The sequence below is a fragment of the Georgenia sp. Marseille-Q6866 genome (genome assembly GCF_965111665.1).
The window spans coordinates 61190-87418 of record NZ_CBCOOR010000002.1 but is presented as its reverse complement, the minus strand read 5'-3'; the positions used below and the strand labels follow the sequence as shown (position 1 = coordinate 87418).

Sequence of the window (26229 nt, the reverse complement as noted above, 5' to 3'; positions counted from 1 at the left end):
GGTGTGCGCCCGGTCCGCCCGCGGGCTCGCCGTCGTCAGCCGAAAGGTTGACCCGCCCGAGCCGGACCGCCGATCCGCGCGCGGTCGCCGGCCGCAAGTGTGGTCCCCATGATCACCGCAGAGCACCTCACCCGGAGATACGGCACCCGCGCCGTCGTCGACGACGTCTCCTTCACCGCCCGGCCCGGCAGGGTCACCGGCTTTCTCGGCCCCAACGGCGCCGGCAAGTCGACCACCATGCGCATGCTCACCGACCTCACGACGCCGACGTCGGGCCGCGCCACCATCCTCGGCTCGACCTTCCGCGAGCTCGTCAACCCCGGCCGCCGGGTCGGCGTCCTCCTCGACGCCTCCGCCCAGCACGCCGGGCGCACCGGCCGTGAGGTCCTCCACCTGTCCGCGCGGCTCATGGGCCTGCGCCCGGGCCGGGTGGACGAGGTCCTCACGACCGTCGGCCTCACCGCCTCCGAGGCCGGCGCACGGACGCGGACCTACTCCCTCGGCATGCGCCAGCGCCTCGGCCTGGCCCACGCCCTCCTCGGCGAGCCGGAGGTCCTCATCCTCGACGAGCCCGTCAACGGCCTCGACCCCGCCGGCATCCGCTGGATGCGGGCGCTGCTGCGCGGCTTCGCGGACGACGGCGGCACCGTGCTCCTGTCCTCCCACCTCCTGCGCGAGGTCGAGGCCGTCGCCGACGACCTCGTCATCATCGGCAGCGGCCGCGTCCTCGCCCAGGGCAGCGCCGAGGAGCTCCTCGCCACCCCGGGCACGCAGGTGAGCAGCCTCGACGACGCGACCCTCGCCCACGCGCTCACCGCCGCCGGGCACGAGGTGACCCGCGCGGGAACCGGGCTCACGACGTCGGCCACCGCGGAGGAGGTCGGCCGGACCGCCCTGGGCGCCGCCGTCGTCCTCACCGACCTGCGTCCCACGGCCGCCACCGGCCTGGAGGACCTGTTCTTCGACACGACCGCCCAGCACGGGCGAGAGGAGACCGCAGCATGACCGCGACCACCGCCACCCGCCCCGCATCCATCCGGACCGCTCCCCCGGCCGTCCCCTTCACGCGCCTGGCGCTCGTCGAGCTGCGCAAGCAGGTCGACACCCGCGCCGGGCGGTGGCTGCTCGCGGTGATCGTCCTGTTCAACGCCGGGCTCATCGCCCTCGTCCTGTTCACCGGCGAGCCGGAGAACCGCACCTGGCAGGAGCTCACCATGGCCTCCTCCCTCGCGCAGATGCTCCTCCTGCCCCTCCTCGGGATCATGGCCGCCACCGGCGAGTGGTCCCAGCGCACCGCGCTGACGACCTTCACGCTCGAGCCGCGCCGCACGCGGGTCAACGCCGCCAAGATGGTCTCGGCCCTGGGGCTGGGGCTCGCCGTCATGGTCGCCGCGCTGCTGGCCGGGGCGCTGTTCAACGTCGTCGGGATGGTCGCGCTCGACGGTGACGGCTCGTGGGCCATGGAGTGGTCCGTGCTCGGCGGGATGCTCCTCGCGCTGCTGCTGCTCGTCGCGCAGGGCCTCGCGTTCGGGCTGGCGCTGCTGAGCACGCCGATCGCGATCGTCGCCTACCTCGCGCTGCCGACCGTGTGGACCGTGCTCACCGTGCTCGTCTCCGCGCTGCAGCGCCCGGCCGAGTGGCTCAGCCTCGACTCCGCCATGGGCCCGCTCATGGAGGGCCAGATGACGGCGGCGGCGTGGGGCCAGCTCGCGACGTCCTCGCTCGTCTGGATCGGGCTGCCCCTCGTCGTCGGCCTCTGGCGCACCGCCCGCCGCGACGTCAGCTAGCCCCGCCGCGCTCCTCGCCGCCCCTCTCGCGCCGAGCGCTGAGTTGTTACCGACCATCGGCCGTAACAAGTCAGCTCTCGGCGCGGAGGGGTGCGGGCGCGGAGGGGTGGGGCGCGGGTGCGTCCGTCAGTGGGTGGGGAGGGGGATGCCGGTCTGGCGGACGGCGTCCTCGACGTGCGCGGCCAGGCCCTGGTGGATCTGCTCCATCGCCCGCGTCATGACCTCGCGGTTGCCGCCCTCACGCTTCTCGGTGTCGAGCACGATCGGCTTGCCGAAGACGACGTGCAGGCGGGCGCGCGGCGGCGGGACGTACCCGACCTTCTTGCCGGCGGGCCGCGTGCCGAGGCAGGCGACCGGGACGACCGGCGCGTTCCCGTGGACCGCGAGCCACGCGACGCCCGCCCGTGTGGACTGGACGTTGCCCGAGCCGCGGTTGCCCTCGGGGAAGATCCCGACGGCGCGCCCCTCGTGCAGCATCTGCTGGGCGACGGCGAGGGACGCCCGCCCGTTGCGCCGGTCCACCGGGATCTGCCCGGCGAGCGTCATGAGGAAGCCGAGCGGGGAGTCCCAGAACTCCTGCTTGATGATGAAGTGCGAGCCGCGCGGGATGGCGCCGTGGAGCAGGGGACCGTCGATGACGCCGGTGTGGTTGGACGCGATGATGACCGGCCCCGTGCGCGGGACGTTCTCCGCGCCGTAGACCTTGGTGCTCCACCACACGTGGTCGAGGAACTGGCCCACGCGCCGGGACCAGACCGGGCCCCAGCGGTAGATGTCCTCGGGCTTGACCCGGGAGCCGCGCGAGGGCTGGGCGGCCGGGCGCGCGGTGCTCACTGCTCCTCCTGCCGCGCCTGCGCGACGACGCGTCGCACCACGGCGAGCGTCTGGTCGATGTCGAGGGCCGAGGAGTCGATGGTGACGACGCCGTCGGCGGCGGTGAGGAAGGTGGAGACCGTGGAGTCCTGGGCGTCACGGCCCACGACCTCGTCGCGGGTCGCGGCGATGGCCTGGTCGTCCACGGTGCCGTGGAGCTCCCGGGCCCGGCGCGCCAGGCGCGCGGCCTCGTCGGCGGTGAGGAGGATGCGCACGTCGGCGTCCGGGGCGACGACGGTCGTGATGTCGCGTCCCTCGGCGACGATCCCGCGGCCCGCGCTGTGCCCGCCCGGCTGCCGCTCGGCGGCGATGATGGCGCGCTGGCGCTCCCGCAGCTGGGCGCGGACGTCGAGGTTCGTCGCGACCGCCGAGACGACCGAGGAGATCTCCGACAGCCGGATCGCGGCGGTGATGTCGACGCCGTCGCACGTGATCGTCGGGTCGCCCGGGTCCACCCCCATGTCGAGCGGCATGACCTCGGTCGCCGCGGCGACCGCAGCCGTGTCGGTGAGCTCGACGTCCTGGCGGCGGCACCACCACGTCGCGGCGCGGTACATCGCCCCGGTGTCGAGGTAGGCCAGGCCCTCCGCGGCAGCGAGCCGCCTGCTGATCGTCGACTTCCCCGAGCCCGAGGGCCCGTCGATCGCCACCGTCACCGGTGCCGTCATTCCGCCACCACTCTCCATCCGCGGGTCGTCAGCTCCTGCTCCAGCTCGGCCGCTGCGGCCGGCACCACCGACAGGTGGGCGATGCCCACCCGGGCGCCGGCCGAGTGCTCGAGCAGAAGGTCCTCGATGTTCACGCCGATCTCCCCGACCTCGCCGAAGAGGCGGCCCAGCTCGCCGGGCTCGTCCGGGACGAGCACCTGCACGGTCCCGTAGCGGCGCGGGGCGCCGCCGTGCTTGCCCGGGACCCGTCCCACGCCGGTGTTGCCGGCGGAGACGACGGCGCTCAGCGCGCCCATCGCCCCGGGTGCCAGCGGCCCGGCGGTGGCGGCGCGGTCGAGGCTGTCGATGAGCGCGTCGAGGTCCGCGCGCAGCTCGCGCAGCCCCGCGGCGACGGGCCCCGCGTTGCCGACGAGGATCGCGGCCCACAGCCGCGGGTCGGAGGCGGCGATGCGGGTGACGTCGCGCAGGCCCTGCCCGGCGAGCGAGAGCGCCGCCTCGGGCGCGTCGACGAGGCGCGCGGCGACGAGCGACGCCGCCAGCTGGGGGATGTGGGAGACGAGGGCGACGGCGTCGTCGTGCTCCTGCGGCGCGAGCGGCACCGGCAGGGCGCCGACGTCGAGGGCGAGGGCGCGCACGGCACCCGCGGCGGCGGGCGAGGCGTCGCCGGCGGCGGAGATGACCCACGGCCGGCCCGCGAAGAGGTCCGCGTCCGCGGCGATCGCGCCGGAGCGCTCCCGGCCCGCCATGGGGTGGGAGCCGACGTAGCGGGTGCGGGCGCCGTCGTCGGCCCCCTCGGCGACCTCGGCCGCGATGACGGCCTTGACGCTCGCGACGTCGGTGACGACGGCGGCGGGGTGACGGCGGAGCATGTCGAGGACGACCGGGCCGGCGACATCGGGCGGGGTCGCCACGATGACGACGGCGGGCTCGGGGCTCGCGTCGTGGACGGGCTCACCCGCGCCCATGTCGCGGGCCAGGGCGAGCGCGGAGGGCGAGGCGTCGGAGAGCTGGACCGGCACGCCCTGGCCGGCGAGGCACAGCGCGATGCTCGTCCCGAGCAGCCCGGTGCCGACGACCTTGACGGGGCCCGTCGTCAGGGGTGCCGCCTGGCTCGTCACGCTCCTGCTTCCTCCCTGCCCGGGGGCCGCCCGGCGCGGCGCCCGGGACAGACTACCGCTCGGCTCACAGCCCGACGCTCGACATCAGCGTGCCGAGCTCGGTGCCGGAGATGACCCTGGTGTGGCCGGGCTTGAGTTGGCCCAGGCGCACCGTGCCGAAGCGGGTGCGCACGAGGCGGATGACCGGGTGGCCCACCTGCTCCAGCATGCGGCGCACGATGCGGTTGCGGCCCTCGTGCAGCTCGATCTCGACGACGGACGCGCTCGGCGACGTCTCGAGCACCGTGAAGCGGTCGGCGTGGGCGGGGCCGTCCTCGAGCGTGATGCCCTCGCGCATGCGGCGGGCCAGCGCGCGCGGGACGTCACCCTCGACGGTGGCGACGTAGGTCTTGGCCACCTCGTAGGAGGGGTGCGCGAGGCGGTGGGCGAGCTCGCCGTCGTTGGTGAGGAGGATGAGCCCCTCGGTCTGCTCGTCGAGTCGGCCCACGTGGAAGAGCCGCTCGGCGCGGTCGGACACGTACTGCGACAGGTCCGGGCGCCCCTGCTCGTCGCTCATCGTCGAGACGACACCGGCGGGCTTGTGCAGCGCCAGCGTCACCTTCGTGTCGTCGAGCTGCAGGCGCACGCCGTCGACGTGGATGACGGCGGTGGCCGGGTCCACGCGGGTGCCGAGCTCGTCGACGCGCTGTCCGTCGACCGTCACCCGCCCGTCGGCGATGAGGTTCTCGCAGGCGCGTCGCGAGCCGTAGCCCGCCGCGGCGAGGACCTTCTGCAGTCGGGTTCCTCCGGGCTGGTGCACGTCGGTCATCGCAGGTCTCCCTCCAGGTCGTCCAGGGTGTCGAGGTCGGGCAGGTAGGGGGCGAGCGGGGGCAGGTCGCCGAGCGAGCCCAGCCCCATCCGCTCGAGGAAGTAGGAGCTCGTCCGGTAGAGGACCGCGCCGCCGTCGTCGTCGTGCCCGGCCTCCTCGATGAGCCCGCGGGCGAGAAGGGTGCGGACGACGCCGTCAACGTTGACGCCGCGGATCGCGGCCACCCTCCCGCGCGAGACGGGCTGGCGGTAGGCGATGACGGCGAGCGTCTCGAGGGAGGCCTGGGTGAGGCGGGCGGTCTGGCCGTCGACGACGAAGCGGCCCACGACGTCGGCGTAGGTCGGCGCCGAGTAGACGCGCCAGCCGCCGGCGAGCTCACGCAGCTCGAAGCCGCGCGGGCGCCCGCCACGCTCCCCCGCGTAGTCCGCGGCGAGCTCGGTGAGCAGCTCGGCGACCTGCCCCGTGGGCAGGCCGAGGACGCTGGCCAGCTGGGCGGCGGGCACGGGCTCGTCGACGACCATGAGGATCGCCTCGAGGGCGGCGAGGTGCTCGCGCGGCATGACGTCGTCGGGCACCGCCTCGTAGCGCGGCGCCTCCTGCTCGGCGGCGTCAGTCATCGTCGTGCCCCTCGTCCTCGTCCGTGGCGTCGTAGTCGTCGGCGACGACGACGTCGCCCTCCTCGCTCCCGGACCACCGTACGGTGAGCTCGCCCAGGGGCTGTGCCTGGTCGAAGGTGATGGCGCCCTCACGGAACAGCTCGAGCAGCGCGAGGAAGCGGGAGACGACGACGGCGGTCGACTCGGCGTCGTCGGTGAGCGCGCGGAACGTCGTGGTGCGGTGGCGGCGGAGCCGCTCGACGATGAGGGCCGCCTGCTCGCGGACCGGGACGACGGGCGCGTGGAGGTGGCCCAGGTCCACCTGCGGCGGCCCGGGACGCGGGGCGAAGGCCGCAGCGGCGAGCTGGGCGAGGCGCTCGGGGCCCACCCGGATGACGAGCTCGGGCAGCAGGGCCGCGAAGTGCGGCTCGAGGCTCACCGAGCGCGGGTAGGAGCGGGTGCCCACGGCCCAGCGGCGCTCGAGGTCGGCGGCGACCTCCTTGTAGGCGCGGTACTGGAGGAGGCGGGCGAAGAGGAGGTCGCGGGCCTCGAGGAGCTCGAGGTCCTCCTCGTCCTCGACGCTGCCCCGCGGCAGGAGCCGGGCGGCCTTGAGGTCGAGGAGGGTCGCAGCGACGACGAGGAACTCGCTTGCCTGGCCGAGGTCCCACTCCGCCTGGCCGGCGAGGTGGGCGATGAACTCGTCAGTGACCCTCGCCAGCGCGACCTCGGTGATGTCGAGCCTGTGCTTGGCGATGAGGGACAGGAGGAGGTCGAAGGGTCCGGTGAAGTTCTCCAGCGTCACCGCGAAGGCGGTGCGGTCCTGGGGTGCGGCGCCGGCGGCCGCTGGCTGCGGGTTCGGGGGTGCGGCCGCGGCCGCCTCAGGCGACGTCACCGCGGGCGACGAGCTCACGGGCCAGGCGCCGGTAGGCGTGCGCACCGGCGTGGGTGGGTGCGTAGCTCGTGATCGGTTCGAGGGCGATGGTGGCGTCGGGGAACTTGATCGTCCGGTTGATGATCGTGTCGAAGACCCGCTCACCGAAGCCCTCGCGGACCCGCTCGAGGACCTCACGGGCGTGGAGGGTGCGGCCGTCGTACATCGTCACGAGGATGCCGTCGAGCTCGAGGCGCGGGTTGATCCGCTCGCTCACCTTGTCGATGGTCTCCATGAGGAGGGCGACGCCGCGCAGCGCGAAGAACTCCGCCTCGAGCGGGATCATCACGCCGTGCGCCGCGGTGAGCGCGTTGACGGTGAGCAGCCCGAGCGAGGGCTGGCAGTCGACGAGGATGAGGTCGTAGTCGTCCAGGACGGGGCGCAGGACGCGGCTGAGGGCCTGCTCGCGGGCGACCTCGGTGACGAGCTGCACCTCGGCGGCGGACAGGTCGATGTTCGCCGGCACGATGTGGAGGTTCTCCACCGCCGTCTCGTGGATGATCTCGCGGACGTCGGAGCGGGGCTCCATGAGCACGGAGTAGATCGTGCGGTCGAGCTCGTTGGCGTTGACGCCGAGGCCCGCGGAGGCGGCGCCCTGGGGGTCGAAGTCGACGATAAGGACGCGGCGGCCGTACTCGGCCAGCGCGGCGCCGAGGTTGATCGTCGTCGTCGTCTTGCCGACCCCGCCCTTCTGGTTGCACATCGCGATGATGCGCGCCGGTCCGTGGGAGTCGAGCGGCGCCGGCTCGGGGAAGTCGGCGACCTGCCCGTCGCCGGAGGCGTCGATCAGGGTCGGCTGGTGTGCGTCGCTCACCCCTCCACGTTAGTTCGCCGACGGCGTCCGAGGCGAGCGGCACGCGGGAGCACCCCCACTCTCCCCCGCCGACAGCCGGATTCCTCGCCGCCTCGGACGACCCCCGCACCTCGCGCCGACAGCAGGATTCCTCGCCACTCCGACGTCCCCGGCCCTCGCGCCGACAGCGGGTTTCCTCCTCCCGCCCCCCGTCTCGCGCCCAGGACGACGAGCTCCCCTGACAGCACGCGCTGTCAGGGGAGTTGCTCGGCCCTCAGCAGCGGGAGGTGGTGGTCCCGCCGGCCGGTCAGGCGCGGTGGCGGCCGGTGGGCTGGTCCGGCCCGGGGCTGTCGGCCCCGGCGGTCGTGGTGCCTGAGCCGTGGCTGCTGCCACCGGCGTTGCCGGCCGCGTTGACGCCGTCGGTCCCGCCGGTCGCGTGCGTCGTCGTGCTCGTCGTGGCTGGGTCCGCCTCGGTGGTGCCGATGCGTGCGTCCGCGGCGTCACGGCCCTGCTGGACCTTGTCGGCGTGCTTCCCGCCGGTCACCTTGTTCGCGAGGTCCGCGGCGCCGTCGAGCACCTTGTCGCTCGTCTGCTCGCCCTTGTCGCTGCTCAGGGCGTCCTTGGCCTTCTTGGCCATGTCTCCGAGTCCCATGGGTCCTCCTCGGTCGGGGTTCCGCCCAGGATGGGCGCCCCTCGCCGCGCCCGCACCCCGGGAGCGCGGGACCGCTGGCTTGCCGACCACGCCCACCGCCCGGGGCGCGGGCGCAGCGGCCGGCTCCCACCGGATCGTCCGGGACGCACCTTGCGTCCGCTGGGCGCCGGCGGGAGGTGCGTCGAGACGACCGGGGGTGCGTACCAGGCGGAGGCCGGCGAGCCGCGGGGGCGGAGGCCGGCTAGCCGCGGGCGCGGGGGGGGGCGGTCGCGTAGACCTCACGCATCGCCTGGACGGTCACCTGCGTGTAGATCTGCGTCGTCGTCACCGAGGCGTGGCCGAGGAGCTCCTGGACCACACGGACGTCGGCGCCGCCGGCCAGGAGGTGGGTGGCGAAGGAGTGGCGCAGCGTGTGCGGGGAGACGTGCTCCCCGAGCCCGGCGCGTGCCCCGGCCGTCTGGAGCACCGCCCACGCGCTCTGCCGGCTCAGCGGCCCGCCGCGCTGGTTGAGGAACAGCGCCGACGTCCCCCGGCCGGCGCGCGCCAGCTCCGGCCGTGCACGCACGACGTAGGCCTCCACCGCCTCGACGGCGTAGCGGCCCACCGGCACCACCCGCTCGCGGCGGCCCTTGCCGAACAGGCGCACCGTGCCGCCGTCGAGGTCGAGGTCGTCGGCGGACAGGCCGACCGCCTCGCTGATCCGGGCCCCCGTGCCGTACAGCACCTCCAGGAGCGCCCGGTCACGCAGCGGCACCGGCCCCTCGCCGAGCGAGGCGGCCTCGAGGAGCCGTTCGACGTCGTCGGTGCTCAGCGCCTTGGGCAGCCGCCGCGAGGTCGCGGGGGCGCGCACGTCCGCGCTCGGGTCCTGGGCGGCGTGCCCCTCGAGCACGGCGAAGCGGTGCCAGCCCCGGACGGCGACGACGGCGCGGCCGGCGGAGGAGACGGCTAGCGCCCGCCCGCCGTCGGACCCGGTGCGCACCGCCTCCACGTACTCGGCGACGTCGGCGGGCGCCACCTCCCCCAGCTCGCGGCGTCCGCGCGCGGTGAGGTACGCGGCGTAGCGGCTGAGGTCGCGCCGGTAGGCGGACAGGGTGTGCTCGCTCAGCCCGCGCTCCACCCCGAGGTGGGCGAGGTACTCCTCCAGCGCGCGCTCCAGCGCCGGTGCGGTCGAGGGGCCCGGCTGCGCGGCAGACGTCGTCGTCGTGCGCGTCACGTCGCTCCTACAGGGGGAGGAACGGGTCGACCGCCACGGCGACGAAGACGATCGTCAGGTACGTGATCGAGGCGTGGAAGACCTTCATCGCCGCGAGCTTGCCGCGCTCGGGGTGGCGGGCGCGGGCCAGCAGGCGCAGGCACCCGGCGATGAACCAGGCACCGGCCGCACCGGCGATGACCGCGTACACCCACGTCATCCCGGCCACGGGCACGAGCACGAGGGAGCAGGCCACCATGGCGGCGCCGTACAGGAGGATCTGGACGGCGACCTTCGTGTCGCTGGCGACGACCGGCAGCATCGGCACCTCGGCACGCGCGTAGTCCTTCTTGAAGCGCATGGACAGGGGCCAGTAGTGCGGCGGGGTCCAGAAGAAGATGATCCCGAACAGGACCAGCGCAGGCCACTCCACCGTGCCGGTCACCGCGGACCAGCCGATGAGCACGGGCATGCAGCCCGCCGCGCCGCCCCACACGATGTTCTGGGTGGTCCGCCGCTTGAGCAGGAGCGTGTACCCGACGACGTACATGGCGACGGCGGCCAGGGACAGCCAGGCCGAGGCCCAGTTGACGAGCAGGCCGAACCACAGGAAGGAGAAGACCCCGAGGACGACGGCGAAGACGGTCGCCTGCCGCACGGACAGCACACCGGTGACGAGCGGGCGCTGCTTCGTCCGGTTCATCAGCTTGTCGATGTCCCGGTCGATGATCATGTTCCACGTGTTGGCGGAGCCCGCGGAGGCGTAGCCGCCGATCATCGTGGCGACGGTGAGCCACAGGCCCGGCCAGCCACCGGCGGCGAGGAAGAGCGTGGGGACGGTGGTGATGAGGAGGAGCTCGACGATGCGCGGCTTGGTCAGCGCGACGTAGGCCTTGACGCGGTCGGCGCGGGTCGTCGTCGGTCCGGAGGGGCCGGGGCTGGACCGCAGCGTCGAACGGTCGGACACGTGGGGTGCCACCTCCTCGGTCTGGCGCCCAGGCGCCGGCTGCACACTACGCACGCGTCGTTCCACTTCCCATCTCGCGCTCCGACTGTTGCGCGGGCAACCCCCATCCTACGGGCCTGCCCCCCGGGAACGGCCAGTCCCCGCGCCCGGAAGGGGGTGCCGACTTGCTCACACCGGGTGCACGCTGTGCACCATGTGGCAACAATCTCTGTGCGGCCGACGGCGGCGATAGGGTCACCACATCCGTAGACGTACCGGTCGGGTTCCCGGCCGGCCGTGACCCACACCGAGGGAGACCTAGTGAGCGAGACCAGCACCCAGGCCGGGTGGACCGACCTCGACCGTCGCGCGGTGGACACCGCGCGCGTCCTGGCAGCCGACGCCGTCGAGAAGGTCGGCAGCGGCCACCCGGGGACGGCGATGAGCCTGGCCCCCGCCGCCTACCTGCTCTACCAGAACGTCATGCGCCACGACCCCGCGGACCCGCACTGGGCAGGCCGCGACCGCTTCGTGCTCTCCGCCGGGCACAGCGCGCTGACGCAGTACATCCAGCTCTACTTCTCCGGCTACGGCCTCGAGATCGACGACCTCAAGGCGCTGCGCACGTGGGGCTCCAAGACCCCCGGCCACCCCGAGTACCGCCACACCGAGGGCGTCGAGGTCACCACCGGCCCGCTCGGCCAGGGCCTGGCCAACGGCGTCGGCATGGCCATGGCGGCCCGCCGCGAGCGTGGCCTGCTCGACCCGGAGGCCGCCGCGGGCACCAGCCCCTTCGACCACCACATCTACGTCATCGCCTCCGACGGCGACCTCCAGGAGGGCGTCACCTCCGAGGCGAGCTCCATCGCCGGCGTGCAGGAGCTCGGCAACCTCATCGTCATCTGGGACGACAACAAGATCTCGATCGAGGACGACACCAACATCGCCTTCACCGAGGACGTCCTCGCCCGCTACGCCGCCTACGGCTGGCACACCGAGCGGGTGGACTGGACCGACGGCGGGACCGGCTACACCGAGGACGTCGACGCGCTCGCCGCCGCCATCGCGGCCGGCAAGGCCGAGACGAACCGCCCGACGATGATCGCGCTGCGCACGATCATCGGCTGGCCCGCCCCCACCAAGCAGAACACCGGCGCGATCCACGGCTCCGCCCTCGGCGGCGACGAGGTCCGCGGCCTCAAGGAGGTCCTCGGCTTCGACCCCGAGCAGAGCTTCGAGGTGACCGACGAGGTCTTCAGCCACGTCCGTCAGGTCCGCGACCGCGGCGCCGCCCTCCGCCAGGAGTGGGAGACCTCCTTCCAGGCGTGGCGCACCGCCAACCCCGAGGGCGCCGCCCTCCTGGAGCGCCTGAGCGCCCGAGAGCTGCCCGAGGGCTGGGCCGACGCGCTGCCCGCCTTCGAGGAGGGCAAGGCCGTGTCCACGCGATCCGCGTCCGGCTCCGTGCTCGCTGCGCTCGCGCCCGTGCTGCCCGAGCTGTGGGGCGGCTCGGCCGACCTCGCCGGCTCGAACAACACGACGATGAAGGGCGAGCCGTCCTTCCTCCCGGTCCAGCGCTCCACGAAGATGTTCCCCGGCAACCCCTACGGCCGGACGCTCCACTTCGGCATCCGTGAGCACGCCATGGGCTCGATCCTCAACGGGATCACCCTCCACGGCCTCACCCGCCCCTACGGCGGCACCTTCCTCACCTTCTCCGACTACATGCGCCCGCCGGTGCGCCTGGCCGCCCTCATGGGCATCCCCAGCACCTTCGTGTGGACGCACGACTCCATCGGCCTCGGTGAGGACGGCCCCACCCACCAGCCGATCGAGCACCTCGCCGCCCTGCGCGCGATCCCCGGCCTCGACGTCGTCCGTCCCGCCGACGCCGCCGAGGTGGCCGTCGCGTGGCGCACGATCATCGAGAACACCGAGCGTCCCGCCGGTCTCGTCCTCACCCGCCAGAACGTGCCGAACCCGGCGCGCGGCTCCGGTGCGGCCGAGGGCGACACGCTCGCCAGCGCCGAGGGCGTCGCCCGCGGCGGCTACGTCCTCGCCGAGGCCACCGGCGGCACGCCGCAGGTCATCCTCATCGCCACCGGCTCCGAGGTGCAGGTCGCGCTCGCGGCCCGCGAGACCCTCCAGGCCGACGGCGTCGCCACGCGAGTCGTGTCGATGCCCTGCCGCGAGTGGTTCGCCCTCCAGGACGACGCCTACCAGGAGGAGGTGCTGCCCGGCTCGGTCAAGGCACGCGTCTCCGTCGAGGCCGCCGTCGCCCAGGGCTGGCACGAGATCGTCGGCGATGCCGGCCGCTGCGTGAGCATCGAGCACTACGGCGCCTCGGCCGCCTACGAGCGCCTGTACGAGGAGTTCGGCATCACCGCCGAGGCGACCGTCGCCAAGGCGCGCGAGTCGCTGGCCGCGGCCGGCCACGACTCCCCCGGCACCGACCAGGACGCCGCCCCCGGCGGGACGGGCGACCTGCCCAAGTAGCACGACCGGGCCCCGGCGGCACCCGCCGCCGGGGCCCGGCCCACGCGAGGAGGAGCAATGACGAACCACCTGGCCGAGCTGAGCAGTCTCGGCGTCTCCGTCTGGCTGGACGACCTGTCCCGCGAACGCCTCGAGGGCGGTGGGGCCCAGTCCCTCACCTCGCTCCTCGCGGAGGACCACGTCGTCGGCGTGACGACGAACCCCTCGATCTTCGCCTCGGCGCTGTCGGAGGGGACCCGGTACGACGCCGACCTCGCCGCCCTCGCCGGTGACGGCGCCGACGTCCCCACCGCGATCACCGCGCTCACCACCTCCGACGTCCGCAACGCCTGCGACCGGTTCCTCGAGGTCTACGAGAGCACCGGTGGCGTCGACGGGCGCGTCTCGATCGAGGTCGACCCGTACCTCGCCCACGACACCGACGCGACCATCGCCCAGGCCCGCGAGCTCTGGCAGCTCGTCGACCGGCCCAACCTCCTCGTCAAGATCCCCGCGACGACCGAGGGGCTGCCGGCGATCACCGAGGCGATCGCCGAGGGCATCAGCGTCAACGTCACCCTCATCTTCTCCCTCGACCGCTACCGCGCCGTGGCGCGGGCCTACACCGACGGCCTGGAGCGTGCACAGCTCGCCGGGGTGGACCTCTCGACGATCCACTCCGTCGCCTCCTTCTTCGTCTCGCGGATCGACTCGGCGGTCGACGCCCGGCTCGACGAGCTGGACGACGACGACGCCCGCACCCTGCGTGGCCAGGTCGCCATCGCCAACGCCCGCCTCGCCTACGAGGCCTTCGAGGAGATCTTCGGCACCGAGCGCTGGCAGTCCCTCGCCGACGCCGGGGCCCACCCGCAGCGCCTGCTGTGGGCCTCGACCGGGGTCAAGGACCCCGCCTACCCCGACACCCGCTACGTCGACGAGCTCGTCACCGACGGCGTCGTCAACACGATGCCGGAGGCCACCCTGCGCGCCGTCGCCGACCACGCCGAGCTGCGGGGCGACACGGTCCGCGGCGGCTACGACGAGGCGCGGGAGGTCCTCGACCGGCTCGAGCGCCTGGGGATCTCCTACGGCGAGATCATGGACACCCTCGAGACGGAGGGCGTGGAGAAGTTCCAGCAGAGCTGGGACCAGCTGAGCGAGCGGGTCACGACCGGCCTGCAGGCACCGGGCCGGCAATGAGCCCCGCGATCGTCACCTGGGCGGGTGACGAGGAGACCGCCGTCGTCGAGGTGAGCGCGACCGGGGCGGCGGCGCAGGCCGTGCACGACGCCGTCCCCGCCCTTCTCGAGGAGCACGTCGCCTCCCGGCTCGCGGCGCAGGACGCGTCGCTGTGGGGCGAGGGCGTCGATGTCGGCGACCGCCTCGGCTGGACCGACCTCCACCAGACCTCCCGCGAGCTCGTCGAGCGGGTGAGCGCGCTGCGCGAGGAGCTGCGGGCCGAGGGGCTGGACCACGTGGTCCTCGCCGGCATGGGCGGCTCGTCCCTCGCCGCAGAGGTCATCACCGGCTCCCTCGGCGCCCCGCTTACCGTCCTCGACTCGACGGTGCCCACGCAGGTGGAGCGCGTGCTGGAGGGCGACCTCGCGCGCACGGTGCTCGTCGTCGCCTCCCGCTCGGGCACCACGGTGGAGACGGACTCCCACCGGCGCGCCTTCGTCGCCGCCCTCCAGGCCGCGGGCCGCGACCCCGCCCGGCACGTCGTCGTCCTCACCAAGCCGGGCTCGCCGCTCGAGGAGCTTGCCCGGGAGGAGGGGTACCGCGCCGTCTTCGCCGCCGACCCGCGGGTCGGCGGGCGGTTCTCCGCGCTGTCCGCCTACGGTCTCGTGCCGAGCGCCCTCGCCGGCGTCGACGTCGGCCGGCTCCTCGACGAGGCCGCCGAGGTCGCACCCTTCTTCGCCGAGGACACCGAGGCCAACCCGGCCCTCGTCCTCGGCGCCGCGCTGGCCGCGACGCGCCCGCTGCGCGAGACGGTGCTGCTCGTCGACGCCGGCAGCGGGCTCTACCACTTCACCGCGTGGGCGGAGCAGCTGCTCGCGGAGTCGCTCGGCAAGGGCGGGCGCGGCCTCGTCCCCGTCGTCGCCGACGAGCACGCCCCCGAGCTGGCCGCCCGCGACGAGCGCACCCTGCCGGTCCTCCTCACCCCCCTCACCGACGACGCCGCCGCCGAGCTCGACGACGTCGCCGACGGCGCGCGGCGGGTCGCGGTGAGCGCGGACCTCGACGCCGACACCGACTCCACCGAGATCACCGTCTCCGGCTCCCTCGGCGGCACCTTCCTCCTGTGGCAGCACGCCGTCGCCGTCGCCGGGCGGCTCCTCGGCGTCAACCCCTTCGACCAGCCCGACGTCGAGGCGACGAAGCAGGCCACCCGCGAGTTCCTCGGCGGCATGCCGTCCCTCGAGCCGCCGGCCTTCAGCGACTCCGGCGTCGAGGTCCGGGCCCCGCGTGCCCTGCTCGCCGGCGCGCGGACCGTGCCCGACGCCGTCACCACCCTCCTCGAGCAGCTGGACCCGGAGCACGGCTACCTCGCCGTCCTCGCCTACCTCGACCGGGAGGGCCGCGCGCCGGACCTCCTCCGGGGCGTGCGCGACGGCCTGGCAGAGCGCACGGGACGTCCGGTCACCTTCGGCTGGGGCCCGCGCTACCTCCACTCCACCGGCCAGCTCCACAAGGGCGGCCCACCGCACGGCGTCTACCTCATGATCACCGGCGGCGCGCCCGCCCACGTGTCGATCCCGGGGCGCGACTTCGACTTCGCCGAGCTCGTCGCGGCCCAGGCCGACGCCGACGCGCGGGTGCTCACCGGCCTCGGCCGGCCGGTGCTGCGGCTGCGCGTGGACACCCCGGACGCCCTCGCCTGGCTCACGGGTAGTCTGACGCGCCGGACCACCTGACCACAGGGCCGTGAGGAGACCATGAGCACCGCACCGACCCCGCCGGACAACCCGCTGCGCGACCCCCGGGACCGCCGCCTGCCCCGGATCGCGGGGCCTGCCGGCCTCGTCATCTTCGGCGTCACGGGCGACCTCGCCAAGCGCAAGCTGCTGCCGGCGATCTACGACCTTGCCAACCGCGGCCTGCTGCCGCCGTCCTTTGCCCTCACCGGCTTCGCGCGGCGCGACTGGTCGACCGAGGACTTCGCGCAGATCGTCCACGACGCCGTGCGCGAGCACGCCCGCACGGAGTTCTCCGAGCGCACGTGGGAGCAGCTGGCCTCCGGCTTCCGGTTCGTCCAGGGCGAGTTCGACGACGACGCCGCCTTCGACACGCTGGCCGAGACGGTCGCGGCCCTGGACGCCGAGCGCGGCACGGGCGGCAACCACGCCTTCTACCTCTCGGTGCCGCCGCGGTCCTTCCCACTCGTGCTCAACCAGCTCAAGCGCTCGGGCCTGTCGGAGCCGACGACCGACGCGTGGCGCCGCGTCATCATCGAGAAGCCCTTCGGGCACAACCTCGAGTCGGCCCGCGAGCTCGACGACGTCGTCTCCGAGGTGTTCCCCGAGGACTCGGTCTTCCGCATCGACCACTACCTGGGCAAGGAGACCGTCCAGAACATCCTCGCGATGCGCTTCGCGAACCAGCTCTTCGAGCCGGTGTGGAACAACCACTACGTCGACCACGTCCAGATCACCATGGCCGAGGACATCGGCATCGGCAGCCGCGCCGGCTACTACGACGGCATCGGCGCGGCCCGGGACGTCATCCAGAACCACCTGCTCCAGCTCCTCGCGCTCACTGCGATGGAGGAGCCCTTCTCCTTCGACGCGGGCTCCCTGCGCCGCGAGAAGGAGAAGGTGCTCTCGGCCGTTCGGCTCGGGGACGACCTCACCACCTCGACGGCGCGCGGCCAGTACGCAGCCGGGTGGCAGGGCGGGGAGCACGTGCGCGGCTACCACGAGGAGGACGGCATCTCGCCGGACTCCGTCACCGAGACCTACGCCGCGATGCGCCTGGAGGTCGACTCCCGCCGCTGGGCCGGGGTCCCGTTCTACCTGCGAGCCGGAAAGCGGCTCGGGCGGCGCGTCACGGAGATCGCCGTCGTCTTCAAGCGTGCCCCGCACCTGCCCTTCGACCTCGGCTCGTCCGGCGAGCTCGGGCAGAACGCCATCGTGTTCCGGGTCCAGCCCGACGAGGGCGTGACGATCCGCTTCGGCGCCAAGGTCCCGGGCACCGCGATGGAGGTCCGCGACGTGTCGATGGACTTCGGCTACGGCAACGCCTTCACCGAGAACTCCCCCGAGGCCTACGAGCGGCTCATCCTCGACGTGCTCCTCGGCGACCCGCCGCTCTTCCCGCACCAGCGGGAGGTCGAGCTGTCCTGGCAGATCCTCGACCCGATCACGGAGTTCTGGGAGTCCCACGGGCGCCCCGAGGCCTACCGGCCGGGGTCGTGGGGCACGGCGGGGTCGGACGAGATGTTGGCACGCGACGGCCGCCGCTGGCGGATGCCGTAAAGGAGACGAGCATGATCACCACGATGCACGCGACGACTTCCGCCGCGGTGAGCAGCCGCCTCTCGGCCATGCGCCGCTCCAGCGGCGCCAACTCCTTCACCCGGGTGCTCACCCTCATCATCGTCGCCGACGACCTCGCGGCCGCCGAGCACGGGATCTCGGCCGCCAACGGGGCCTCCCGCGAGCACCCCTGCCGGATCATCGCCGTCGTCCCCGGCGACGGCAACGGCGCCGCCAGCATCGACGCGGAGATCCGCGTCGGTGGGGACGCCGGCCTCAGCGAGGTCGTCATCCTCCAGCCCACGGGGGAGCCGGCCGACGCCGTCGACACCCTCGTCATGCCCCTCCTGCTGCCCGACGCGCCGATCGTCGTGTGGTGGACGGGCGAGCCGCCGGCCGAGCCGAGCCGCGACCCGCTCGGGGCGATGGCTCAGCGACGGATCACCGACGCCACGGCGTCGGCCGACCCGCTCGGCACGCTGCGCGCGCTCGCGCCGGGCTACGCGCCGGGTGACACCGACCTTGCATGGTCCCGGGTCACCCTGTGGCGAGGGCTGCTCGCCGCGACCCTCGACGAGCCGCCCCACGACCCGATCATCGCCGCCCGTGTGACGGGCGCGAGGAACCGGCCGTCGGTGTACATGCTCGCTGCTTGGCTCGCGGACGCCTTCGGCGTCCCGGTGGAGGTCGGCGTCGAGGACTCCAAGGCCGTGACCCACGTCGAGCTGGAGCGGGCGAACGGGTCGATCACGCTGCGCCGCAAGCCGGGCGCGAGCGTGGCCATCCTCAGCCGTCCCGGCCGCATCGACCAGCGGATCAACCTGGTGGAGCGCGCCCTGGCGGACTGCCTCACCGAAGAGCTGCGCCGTCTCGACGCCGACGAGACCTACGGTCGGACGCTCACGCGCGGACTCCCCCTCGTCCCCACGGAGGTTCGGTCATGAGCACCCAGGCACCCGTCGTCGTCCACCCCGACGGCGAGCTGCTCGCCCGGGCGACGGCGGCCCGTTTCCTTCTCGCGCTCGTCGACGCGCAGTCCGTGGCCACGCCGGTCCACGTCGCCCTCACGGGTGGCAGCATCCTCGTCGACGTCCTGCGCGCCGTGGCGGCGGACCCGCTGCGCGACGCGGTCGACTGGACCGCCGTCCACGTGTGGTGGGGCGACGAGCGCTTCGTGCCCGCGGGCCACTCGGAGCGCAACGACGTCGACGCCGCCGAGGCGCTGCTGGACCACCTGCCGCTGCGGCCCGAGCACGTCCACGCCGTCCCGGGGCCGGACACGGTCGCCGACGTCGACGCCGCCGCGCGCGCGTACACCGAGGAGCTGGCGGCGCACGCCGCGCCCGGCGCCGAGGTGCCCGAGCTTGCCGTCGTCCTCCTCGGGATGGGTCCCGACGGGCACGTCGCCTCGCTGTTCCCGGGGCGCCCGAGCCTCGCGGACGAGTCGCTCGGCGCCCTCGCCGAGGCGGACTCCCCCAAGCCGCCGCCGGAGCGGGTGAGCCTCACGCTCCCGACGCTGTGCGCGGCGCACCAGGTGTGGCTCGTCGTCTCCGGCGAGGGCAAGGCCCCGGCCGTTGCCGCCGCGCTGGCCGGCACCTCGCTGCCCGAGGCCGACGGCGGCACGGGCGACGGCGCGTCCGTCCCCGCCGGTCGTGTGCAGGCGAGCGGCCGCACCCTGTGGCTCGTCGACCTCGCCGCCACCTCCGCCCTCCCTGACCCCGCCGGTCACCCACCCACCTCGGCGCCGACAGCCGGATTCCTCGGGAGGAATCCGGCTGTCGGCGTACGAGGTGCTGGTGCTGCTAGCGCGTGGTGGTGCCGCGGCGGGCGCGGAGGGCAGTGAGGGCCTCCTCGAGGAGGGCCTCCCCATCGGCGTCCGTGCGCCGCTCCTTCACATACGCGAGGTGCGTCTTGTACGGCTCGTTGCGCGGGGGCTCCGGCGGGGCCTCACGGTCCTGGCCGGCGGGCAGCCCGCAGCGCGGGCAGTCCCAGGTCTCGGGGACGACGATCTCCGGCTCCGTGGCGAAGCTCGGGCTCGTCTCGTGTCCCTTGGCGCACCAGTAGGTCACCCGGATCCGAGGGGCGGCCTCGCCGCGCTCGGCCTCGCCCATGGGGCCCGCACCGACGCGGGACCCGCGGATCGCACTTCCTCCAGCCATGGTGGTTCTCCCCGCTCAGACGAAACGCTGCATGAGGCCGAGGAGGATGATTGCCGTCCCCCACAGGAGCGAGATGCCGATGGTGATGCGGTTGAGGTTCCGCTCGGCGACCCCGGAGGAGCCGATCGAGGAGCTGATTCCGCCACCGAACATGTCCGAGAGGCCACCACCCTTCCCCTTGTGCATGAGGATGGACAGGATGAGGAAGATGCTGGTGAGGACCAGCAGCACCTCGAGAACGATCCGGAGGGCATCCACGAGCCGGAGGCTCCTTTCGGTGAACGGGCGGGCGGCGGCGCAGCCGCAACCCGACCAGGATAAGTGATGACGGCCTCGTCGTGGACCAACTTGGCCGGGACACGCCACGGCCCCCGGTCGCCGATCGCGTCCGGGGACCGTGGCGGGGTGTGTCAGGCGTGCTGCTGGTAGCGGACGATCGCCGCGAACTCCTCGGCCTGGAGGCTGGCGCCTCCGACGAGGGCGCCGTCGACGTCCTCCTTGACCATGATGGAGGCGACGTTGCCCGACTTCACCGAGCCGCCGTACAGGACGCGGACGGAGTCGGCGACCTCCTGGCTGTACAGCTCGGCGAGGCGGGCGCGGATCGCGCCGCAGACCTCCTGCGCGTCCTCCGGGGTGGCGACCTCACCGGTGCCGATGGCCCACACGGGCTCGTAGGCGACGACCGTCTTCGCGGCGGCCTCCGCGTCGAGCCCGGCGTAGGCGCCGTCGACCTGCGCGAGGGTGTAGGAGACCTGGTCGCCCGCCTGGCGGACGTCGAGCCCCTCACCGACGCAGATGATCGGGACGATGCCGTGGGCCAGGGCGGCCTTGGCCTTCGCACCGACGAGGGCGTCGTCCTCGGCGTGGTACTGGCGGCGCTCGGAGTGCCCGACGACGGCGTAGCTGACGCCGAGCTTGGCGAGCATCGCGGCGGAGATCTCGCCGGTGTAGGCGCCCTTCTCGTGCGCGGAGACGTCCTGGGCGCCGTAGCGGACGTCGAGCTTGTCGCCGTCCACGAGCGTCTGCACGGAGCGCAGGTCGGTGAAGGGCGGCACGACGACGACCTCGACGGCCGAGTAGTCGTGCTCCTTGTCCTTGAGCTCCCAGGCGAGCTTCTGCACGAGGTGGGTGGCCTCGTGGTGGTCGAGGTTCATCTTCCAGTTGCCCGCCATCAGCGGGGTGCGGTTGGTCATGGGCTCAGTCTTCCAGAACCGCGACGCCGGGAAGGACCTTGCCCTCGAGGTACTCGAGGCTGGCGCCACCACCGGTGGAGATGTGGTCGAACTTGTCCTCGTCGAAGCCGAGCACGCGGACCGCGGCGGCGGAGTCGCCGCCCCCGACGATGGTGAAGCCCGCGGCGTCCTGCATCGCCTGGGCGACGGCCTTGGTGCCGGCGGAGAAGGCGTCGAACTCGAAGACGCCCATGGGGCCGTTCCACACGATCGTCTTCGCGTCGGCGATCTTCTCGGCGAAGAGGCGGCCGGAGTCGGGGCCGATGTCCAGGCCCATCTGGTCGGCGGGGATGGCGTCGGCCGGGACGACGGTGGCGGGCGCATCGGCCTTGAACTCCGGCGCCACGACGATGTCGGTGGGCAGGACGATCTCGACGCCGTTGGCCTCCGCGTCGCGCAGGTAGCCCTTGACGGTCTCGACCTGGTCCTCCTCGAGGAGGGAGGTGCCGACGTCGTAGCCCTTGGCCGCGAGGAAGGTGAAGACCATGCCGCCGCCGATGAGGAGGCGGTCGGCCTTGGTGAGGAGGTTGCCGATGACACCGAGCTTGTCGGACACCTTCGAGCCGCCGAGGACGACGACGTAGGGCCGCTCCGGGTCACCGGTCGCCCTGCTCAGGGAGTCGATCTCCTTGAAGACGAGCTGGCCGGCCGCGTGCGGGAGGCGCTGGGCGACGTCGTAGACGCTCGCCTGCTTCCGGTGGACGACACCGAAGCCGTCGGAGACGAAGAAGTCGGCGAGGAGCGCGAGCTCGTCCGCCAGGGCGCCTCGCTCGGCCTCGTCCTTGGAGGTCTCGCGGGCGTCGAAGCGGATGTTCTCCAGGAGGAGGACCTGGCCCTCCTCGATGTACTGGGCCTTGGCCTTGGCGTCCTCACCGACGGTGTCCTCGGCGAGGAGGACCTCGCGGCCGAGCAGCTCGCCGAGGCGCTTCGCGACGGGCGCGAGGGAGTACTTGGGCTCCGGCGCGCCCTTGGGGCGGCCGAGGTGAGCGGTGACGATGACCTTCGCGCCGGCGTCGAGCAGGGCGGTGAGGGTCGGCAGGGCGGCACGGATGCGGCCGTCGTCGGTGATGGTCGTGCCGTCGAGCGGGACGTTGAAGTCGGAGCGGACGAGGACGCGCTTGCCGCGCAGGTCGCCCAGGGTGTCGATGGTCTTCATGGCTCTCCTAGAGTCGGGTGCGGACGCACGAACGCCCGCGTGCCGCGTTCGGCGGCACGCGGGCGTCCGTGTTCACTGCTGGGTGGAGGCGAAGCCTCAGAGACGCTCGCCCACGTAGCTGGCGAGCTTGACCAGCGAGCTGGAGTAGCCGAACTCGTTGTCGTACCAGCTGAGCACCTTGACCTGGTCGCCGATCACCTTGGTGAGGCCGGCGTCGAAGATCGAGGTGTGCGGGTCACCGACGATGTCCTGGGAGACGATCGGGTCCTCGGTGTACTTGAGGATGCCCTTGAGCTCCGGGCTCTCGGCGGCGGCCTTCATCGCGGCGTTGACCTGCTCGACGGTGACCTCCTTCTCGACCGTGAAGGTGAGGTCGGTGGCGGAGCCGGTCGGGGTCGGCACGCGCATGGCGTAGCCGTCCAGCTTGCCCTTGAGCTCGGGGAGCACGAGGGAGACGGCCTTGGCCGCACCGGTGGTGGTCGGCACCATGTTGAGGGCGGCGGCGCGGGCGCGGCGCAGGTCCTTGTGGGGGCCGTCCTGGAGGTTCTGGTCGGCGGTGTAGGCGTGGATCGTGGTCATGAGGCCACGGACGATGCCGAAGTTCTCGTGCAGGACCTTGGCCATCGGGGCGAGGCAGTTGGTCGTGCAGGAGGCGTTGGAGAAGATGTGGTGCTGCTCGGCGTCGTAGTCGGTGTGGTTGACACCCATGACGAAGGTGGCGTCCACGTCCTTGCCCGGCGCGGAGATGATGACCTTCTTGGCGCCGGCGTCGAGGTGCGCCTTGGCGGAGTCGCGGTCGACGAAGCGACCGGTGGACTCGATGACGATGTCGACACCGAGGTCGCCCCAGGGAAGCTGGGCCGGGTCCTTCTCCGCGGAGACGTGGATCTTCCTGCCGCCGACGGTGATGGACTCCTCGTCGTACGAGACCTCCTCGTCGAGCACGCCCATGATGGAGTCGTACTTGAGGAGGTGGGCGAGGGTCTTGTTGTCGGTGAGGTCGTTGACGCCCACGATCTCGAGGTCCGAACCGCTCTTGAGCGCGGCCCGGAAGAAGCTGCGGCCGATGCGGCCGAAGCCGTTGATACCGACGCGGATGGTCACTATGTCCTCCTCTAGTGCGCCGCTCGGCGCACACACAAGTCGACTGTCGAAGTAGCGCCCGAGGGGCGCTGTGGCGGGCCCGCCGTGGAGGCTGGGCCACCAGCACCTACAAACCTACACCGGGACAAAAGGGGCCGCAGGGACGTAGGTCCGACGTGGACACGACCGATCTGTCCGCTCTGGGCGAACCCTCCCCCCTGGCGGTGACGAGGGTCACGCCGCAGCTCAGAGGTCGTACATGTCCGGGGTGAGGACCGCCTCGGTGTCACCGATGCCGAGCTCGTGGGCGCGCTTGTCCGCCATGGCGAGCAGCCGGCGGATCCGGCCGGCGATCGCGTCCTTGGTGAGCGGCGGGTCGGAGAGGGCGCCGAGCTCCTCGAGGCTCGCCTGCTTGTGCGCGAGGCGCAGCTGGCCGGCCTGGAGCAGGTGGTCGGGCACGCCCTCGCCGAGGATCTCGAAGGCGCGCTCGACGCGGGCGCCGGCCGCGACGGCGGCGCGGGCCGAGCGGCGCAGGTTCGCGTCGTCGAAGTTCGCCAGCCGGTTGGCAGTGCCGCGCACCTCGCGGCGGGTGCGCCGCTCCTCCCAGGTGAGGACGGCGTCGTGCGCGCCCATGCGGGCGAGGAGCGCGGAGATGTCGTCGCCGTCGCGGACGACGACGCGGTCCACGCCGCGGACCTCGCGGGCCTTGGCGGACACGTCCATCCGGCGCGCCGCGCCGACGAGCGCGAGGGCGGCCTCCGGGCCGGGGCAGGTGATCTCGAGGGCCGAGGAGCGGCCCGGCTCGGTGAGCGAGCCGCGGGCGATGAAGGCGCCGCGCCACGCGGCGACGGCCTCGCCGACGCCGCCGGACACGACACCCGGCGGGAGCCCGCGCACGGGGCGGCCACGGCCGTCGAGCAGGCCGGTCTGGCGGGCCAGGGACTCCCCGTCCTTGACCACGCGCACGACGTAGCGGTTGCCGCGCTTGAGGCCACCGCCGGAGACAACGACGACGTCGCTCGAGTGGCCGTAGATCTCCGCCATCGCCTGGCGCAGGCGCCGGGCCGCGACGCCGAGGTCGAGCTCGGCCTCGATGACGATGCGCCCGGAGATGATGTGCAGCCCGCCCGCGAAGCGGAGCGTGGCTGCGACCTCGGCCTTGCGTGCGGACATCTTGTCCACCTGCAGCCTGGCCAGCTCGTCCTTGACGGACGCCGTCAACGACATGGCCGACTTCCTCCCGCTCACCGTGCTCCCTCGTCCCACGGCCCCCGCACGGGGGCCAGCCTGCACCTTCTCATGGTCTGCCGCTCGATCCTCACGAGGGCCCCGTGGCCTCGCCCACATCGCCCAGCACGTCGTCGAACGCGTCGCGGTAGGCGGCGGCCAGCCGCAGGGGATCGTGGCGGGGTGTCCCGTCGCCCGCGCGGACCTGCCGCAGCAGCACGCGCGCACCCAGGCCGCGCGCCGCGGAGAGCAGGCCGTCGATGTCCTCGACGGCGGCCGGGTCGGCGAGGACGACGTCGATGCGCAGGTCGGGCGCGTGCTCGACGAGCGTGTGGAGGTGGTCGGCCGCCGACATGCCCTCCGTCTCCCCCGGCTGCGCCGAGAGGTTGAGCGTGACGGCCCGCCGCGCGTCGGTCTCCGCGAGGGCGCGGGCGAGCTCGGGGACGAGCAGGTGCGGGATGACCGAGGTGTACCAGGAGCCGGGGCCGAGGACGACCCACTCGGCCTCGAGGACGGCACGGACCGCCTCCGGGTGCGCCGGCGGCTCCTCGGGGATGAGGCGGACCGAGCTGATGTTCCCGCTCGTCACAGCCACCCGGGACTGGCCCCGCACGACCCGCTCCTGCTCCGTGCCGCTCATCCGCACGCGTGCCTCGATGTCGAGCGGCACCGCGGCCATGGGCAGCACGCGCCCGCGGGCGCCGAGCAGCCGGCCCACCCAGTCGAGGCCGGCGACCTCGTCGCCCAGCAGGTCCCACAGCGCGACGATGAGGAGGTTGCCCAGCGCGTGCCCGTCCAGCGGCCCGGACGAGCTGAAGCGGTGCTGGAGGACGTCACGCCACGTGAGCCCCCACTCGGAGTCGTCGCAGAGCGCGGACAGCGCCATGCGGAGGTCCCCCGGGGGCAGCGCGCCGAGCTCGTGCCGCAGGCGGCCGGAGGACCCGCCGTCGTCGGCGACGGTGACGACGGCGGTGAGCGCGCTGCACACGTGGCGCAGCGCCCCGAGGGTGGCGGCCAGGCCGTGCCCGCCGCCGAGAGCCACGACGCGCGGCCCCCGGGTACCCGCCGAGGGCCACTGCTCCGCGGTCACTCCCGCCCCACGTCACGGTGGAGGGTGCGCACCTGCAGCCCTCGGTCGCGCAGCTCCTCCCCCATCGCCTCCGAGACGGCGACCGACCGGTGGCGTCCCCCGGTGCAGCCGACGGCGATCGTCACGTTGTTCTTCAGCTCGCGCTCGTAGCCGGCGATCACGGGCTCAAGGGTGTCGACGTAGCGGTCGATGAACTCCCGCGCGCCGGGCTGGTCGAGGACGTACCGGTTGACGGCCTCGTCCTTGCCGGACAGGTGGCGCAGCTCGGTCACCCAGTACGGGTTGGACAGGAAGCGGACGTCGACGACGTGGTCCGCGTCGAGCGGCAGGCCGTGCTTGAAGCCGAAGGACACGAGGGTGATCTGGACCGGCTGGGCACCGGCCTCCCCGACGCGCTGGCGGATGTGGCGCGCGAGGTCGTAGGGGCTGAACTTTGTCGTGTCGATGATCGAGTCGGCGCGGCGGCGCAGCTCGGCGAGCAGCTCGCGCTCCTGGGCGATGCCGTCGAGGATGCGGCCGTCCCCCTGGAGGGGGTGGGCGCGGCGGACCTGCTCGTAGCGGCGCACGAGCTCGGCGTCGTCAGCCTCGAGGAAGAGGATGCGGTACTCCAGGCCGTGGCCGCGGAGCTCGTCGAGGATGCTGAGGAGCTCGGCGAAGAACTCTCCGCTGCGGACGTCGACGACGGCTGCCAGGCGCTGCACCCCTCCCCCGGAGGCGGTCATCATCCGGGCGAGCGGCTCGAGCATCCGCGGCGGCAGGTTGTCGACGACGAACCAGTCCATGTCCTCGAGGGTGTTGGCCACCCGCGTGCGGCCGGCCCCGGACATCCCGGTGATGATGAGGAGCTCGCGGCGGTCCGACTCCGGGGGCGTCGTCTCCGCCTCGAGCAGTGGGATGCCCTCCGGCACGGTCTGCGGTGCGCGCTCGTCGCCGTCGGCCGGGCCCTGTCCTCCTGAGGTGCTCATCCC

At 73.4% G+C, this 26229-nt stretch carries 26 protein-coding genes; 8 read left to right on the top strand and 18 right to left on the bottom strand.

The annotated features are described in order from the left end of the window. The first annotated feature begins 108 nt into the window (after positions 1–108). A complete protein-coding gene (locus ACWPXV_RS02310; RefSeq protein WP_454083707.1) occupies positions 109–1005 on the top strand; it encodes an ATP-binding cassette domain-containing protein in 897 nt (298 codons plus the stop codon). Continuing rightward, complete coding sequence (locus ACWPXV_RS02305; protein WP_454083706.1) at positions 1002–1787, top strand: ABC transporter permease; 786 nt, start codon at positions 1002–1004, stop codon at positions 1785–1787. Before ACWPXV_RS02310 ends, ACWPXV_RS02305 begins: the two co-directional genes overlap by 4 nt. Before the next feature lie 126 nt (positions 1788–1913). On the opposite strand, the gene ACWPXV_RS02300 is transcribed toward ACWPXV_RS02305, so the two are convergent. The 10 genes from ACWPXV_RS02300 to ACWPXV_RS02255 form a co-directional block, all read right to left on the bottom strand. Beyond that, entirely contained in the window at positions 1914–2621 is a 708-nt protein-coding gene (locus ACWPXV_RS02300) for a lysophospholipid acyltransferase family protein (RefSeq protein WP_454083705.1), read from the bottom strand. Then, positions 2618–3328, bottom strand: a complete 711-nt coding sequence (gene cmk, locus ACWPXV_RS02295; RefSeq protein WP_454083704.1) for a (d)CMP kinase — start codon at positions 3326–3328, stop codon at positions 2618–2620. Before cmk ends, ACWPXV_RS02300 begins: the two co-directional genes overlap by 4 nt. After that, positions 3325–4446 carry a prephenate dehydrogenase gene (locus tag ACWPXV_RS02290; protein ID WP_454083703.1) on the bottom strand — a complete coding sequence of 374 codons (1122 nt, stop codon included), beginning with the start codon at positions 4444–4446 and terminating at the stop codon, positions 3325–3327. Before ACWPXV_RS02290 ends, cmk begins: the two co-directional genes overlap by 4 nt. A gap of 64 nt (positions 4447–4510) precedes the next feature. Beyond that, complete coding sequence (locus ACWPXV_RS02285; protein ID WP_454083702.1) at positions 4511–5254, bottom strand: pseudouridine synthase; 744 nt, start codon at positions 5252–5254, stop codon at positions 4511–4513. After that, positions 5251–5871 carry an SMC-Scp complex subunit ScpB gene (gene scpB, locus ACWPXV_RS02280; RefSeq protein ID WP_454083701.1) on the bottom strand — a complete coding sequence of 207 codons (621 nt, stop codon included), beginning with the start codon at positions 5869–5871 and terminating at the stop codon, positions 5251–5253. The genes ACWPXV_RS02285 and scpB overlap by 4 nt, the downstream gene beginning before the upstream one ends. Further along, positions 5864–6760: a segregation and condensation protein A gene (locus tag ACWPXV_RS02275; protein WP_454083700.1), complete on the bottom strand. Its 897-nt coding sequence runs from the start codon at positions 6758–6760 to the stop codon at positions 5864–5866. The genes scpB and ACWPXV_RS02275 overlap by 8 nt, the downstream gene beginning before the upstream one ends. Beyond that, a complete protein-coding gene (locus ACWPXV_RS02270; RefSeq protein ID WP_454083699.1) occupies positions 6729–7595 on the bottom strand; it encodes a ParA family protein in 867 nt (288 codons plus the stop codon). The genes ACWPXV_RS02275 and ACWPXV_RS02270 overlap by 32 nt, the downstream gene beginning before the upstream one ends. A gap of 286 nt (positions 7596–7881) precedes the next feature. Further along, positions 7882–8226, bottom strand: coding sequence for an antitoxin (locus ACWPXV_RS02265; protein ID WP_307784916.1), 345 nt, complete (start codon positions 8224–8226; stop codon positions 7882–7884). 241 nt (positions 8227–8467) lie between these two features. Beyond that, positions 8468–9439 (bottom strand): site-specific tyrosine recombinase XerD, encoded by a 972-nt coding sequence (gene xerD / locus ACWPXV_RS02260; RefSeq protein ID WP_454083698.1) that lies wholly within the window; start codon positions 9437–9439, stop codon positions 8468–8470. 7 nt (positions 9440–9446) lie between these two features. Beyond that, positions 9447–10385, bottom strand: a complete 939-nt coding sequence (locus ACWPXV_RS02255; protein WP_454083697.1) for a heme o synthase — start codon at positions 10383–10385, stop codon at positions 9447–9449. A gap of 300 nt (positions 10386–10685) precedes the next feature. Here ACWPXV_RS02255 and tkt point away from each other — a divergent pair, with 300 nt between their 5' ends. From tkt to pgl, 6 genes are read left to right on the top strand one after another with little or no spacing between them, the layout of a single operon-like run. Beyond that, positions 10686–12857: a transketolase gene (gene tkt / locus ACWPXV_RS02250; protein ID WP_454083696.1), complete on the top strand. Its 2172-nt coding sequence runs from the start codon at positions 10686–10688 to the stop codon at positions 12855–12857. A 57-nt stretch (positions 12858–12914) separates the two neighbouring features. Further along, on the top strand, positions 12915–14036 hold the full coding sequence (gene tal / locus ACWPXV_RS02245; RefSeq protein ID WP_454083695.1) for a transaldolase: 1122 nt from the start codon (positions 12915–12917) through the stop codon (positions 14034–14036). After that, entirely contained in the window at positions 14033–15751 is a 1719-nt protein-coding gene (locus ACWPXV_RS02240) for a glucose-6-phosphate isomerase (protein WP_454083694.1), read from the top strand. Before tal ends, ACWPXV_RS02240 begins: the two co-directional genes overlap by 4 nt. 21 nt (positions 15752–15772) lie before the next feature. After that, positions 15773–17311, top strand: a complete 1539-nt coding sequence (zwf, locus tag ACWPXV_RS02235; protein WP_454083693.1) for a glucose-6-phosphate dehydrogenase — start codon at positions 15773–15775, stop codon at positions 17309–17311. A gap of 11 nt (positions 17312–17322) precedes the next feature. Then, complete coding sequence (locus ACWPXV_RS02230; protein WP_454083692.1) at positions 17323–18255, top strand: glucose-6-phosphate dehydrogenase assembly protein OpcA; 933 nt, start codon at positions 17323–17325, stop codon at positions 18253–18255. Beyond that, positions 18252–19154 carry a 6-phosphogluconolactonase gene (gene pgl / locus ACWPXV_RS02225; protein ID WP_454083691.1) on the top strand — a complete coding sequence of 301 codons (903 nt, stop codon included), beginning with the start codon at positions 18252–18254 and terminating at the stop codon, positions 19152–19154. The genes ACWPXV_RS02230 and pgl overlap by 4 nt, the downstream gene beginning before the upstream one ends. On the opposite strand, the gene ACWPXV_RS02220 is transcribed toward pgl, so the two are convergent. The 8 genes from ACWPXV_RS02220 to rapZ form a co-directional block, all read right to left on the bottom strand. Continuing rightward, a complete protein-coding gene (locus ACWPXV_RS02220; RefSeq protein ID WP_251838428.1) occupies positions 19114–19470 on the bottom strand; it encodes an RNA polymerase-binding protein RbpA in 357 nt (118 codons plus the stop codon). The two genes, pgl and ACWPXV_RS02220, sit on opposite strands and share 41 nt — an antisense overlap. A gap of 15 nt (positions 19471–19485) precedes the next feature. Beyond that, on the bottom strand, positions 19486–19728 hold the full coding sequence (gene secG, locus ACWPXV_RS02215; protein ID WP_454083690.1) for a preprotein translocase subunit SecG: 243 nt from the start codon (positions 19726–19728) through the stop codon (positions 19486–19488). A gap of 152 nt (positions 19729–19880) precedes the next feature. Then, positions 19881–20666 (bottom strand): triose-phosphate isomerase, encoded by a 786-nt coding sequence (gene tpiA / locus ACWPXV_RS02210; RefSeq protein ID WP_454083689.1) that lies wholly within the window; start codon positions 20664–20666, stop codon positions 19881–19883. Between the two features lie 4 nt (positions 20667–20670). Then, complete coding sequence (locus ACWPXV_RS02205; protein ID WP_454083688.1) at positions 20671–21861, bottom strand: phosphoglycerate kinase; 1191 nt, start codon at positions 21859–21861, stop codon at positions 20671–20673. A 96-nt stretch (positions 21862–21957) separates the two neighbouring features. Then, positions 21958–22965, bottom strand: coding sequence for a type I glyceraldehyde-3-phosphate dehydrogenase (gene gap / locus ACWPXV_RS02200; RefSeq protein ID WP_454083687.1), 1008 nt, complete (start codon positions 22963–22965; stop codon positions 21958–21960). A gap of 225 nt (positions 22966–23190) precedes the next feature. Beyond that, positions 23191–24171 (bottom strand): DNA-binding protein WhiA, encoded by a 981-nt coding sequence (gene whiA, locus ACWPXV_RS02195; RefSeq protein ID WP_454083686.1) that lies wholly within the window; start codon positions 24169–24171, stop codon positions 23191–23193. A gap of 91 nt (positions 24172–24262) precedes the next feature. Beyond that, complete coding sequence (locus tag ACWPXV_RS02190) at positions 24263–25261, bottom strand: gluconeogenesis factor YvcK family protein (RefSeq protein WP_454083685.1); 999 nt, start codon at positions 25259–25261, stop codon at positions 24263–24265. Continuing rightward, a complete protein-coding gene (rapZ, locus tag ACWPXV_RS02185) occupies positions 25258–26226 on the bottom strand; it encodes an RNase adapter RapZ (RefSeq protein WP_454083684.1) in 969 nt (322 codons plus the stop codon). Before rapZ ends, ACWPXV_RS02190 begins: the two co-directional genes overlap by 4 nt. Positions 26227–26229: the final 3 nt, after the last annotated feature.